Origin of the sequence: Shewanella surugensis (genome assembly GCF_023284005.1) — a bacterium.
Lineage (GTDB): Bacteria > Pseudomonadota > Gammaproteobacteria > Enterobacterales > Shewanellaceae > Shewanella > Shewanella surugensis.
Window position 1 is genome coordinate 1 of sequence record NZ_JAKIKS010000333.1, and the last position, 955, is coordinate 955.

General features: G+C 40.4%; 2 protein-coding genes. Both read left to right on the plus strand.

The window, feature by feature from the left end:
* The coding region (locus tag L2764_RS27365) for a hypothetical protein (RefSeq protein ID WP_248943478.1) at positions 1-185 on the plus strand (185 nt) is incomplete at its 5' end.
* A gap of 148 nt (positions 186-333) precedes the next feature.
* Positions 334-675 (plus strand): hypothetical protein, encoded by a 342-nt coding sequence (locus L2764_RS27370; RefSeq protein WP_248943479.1) that lies wholly within the window; start codon positions 334-336, stop codon positions 673-675.
* Positions 676-955: the final 280 nt, after the last annotated feature.

Sequence of the window (955 nt, forward strand, 5' to 3'; positions counted from 1 at the left end):
GTTTTCGCGGGGCAGGACGCCCCATCGGAAACGATAGAATATTTTCAACGAGGTATGAGGATAATAACTTCGCTAGGGGCGGCAGGGTGATCCAAGAGGGAATTGCCGTTGATCCCCTATTGGCCCAGTGTGGATGGGAATCCACGACCTTAGCCTGCGGCAAGCAACCAAATAACCATAAATAATCAAGCCACCCATTGTTAAATTTTTAAAAGTAAGCTGGTGTATTTAATGGAAATAAAGTAAATTAGCTCTGCGCGTCCTTACTTGTCTGACATGGTAATCGCGCATGCGCACGATACAAAGGTTATAACGTTTAAAAGAGATTTATAAATGACAAGATATATCCCATTAGTGGTTTTATTTTTCTCTGCATTCACCATTGCGGAAGAAGAAGTAGTAATTGGTATAGATAAATACCAAGGATTAAAAGTTCATACATCGTTGCATAGTATGTCGAAGACAAGAAAAATTGGCCTATTTAAAGTTGATAACGTTAGGCCTGCTTGTAGTAAAGGATTCTTTTTTGAAGTTGAAAATGACAAGGAAACATATTCGGCTTTATTGACAGCTTTTACTGCAGGTAAAAAAGTTTCGATTGCCTACTTACCTGGACCTACTCCATGGGGAGATACAACTTATTGCTCTATTAGCTCTGTTGAAATTTTAAATTAACTTTAATATTAGTTATTGTCCATAAAAATAAAGGATAGGCGCGCGAAGTCGCGTCCTTGTTTTTGAAAGAGGCAAGTGTACTCTTTATTAACGTGAGGAGCCCGAGGCTGAAGTTTAGTCATACTCTTTATGATGCAAATAGCAGAACGAGGGCTTGCTCTGTTTGAGTGTAAGTATTCACCAGAGGGGGATTGACTAAGCTGGCATGAGCCCAAATACGTCTGGGTAGTCCTTTTTACCAACCACGGCCGCAATGATAGTGCTGATCACTCTTATCGGG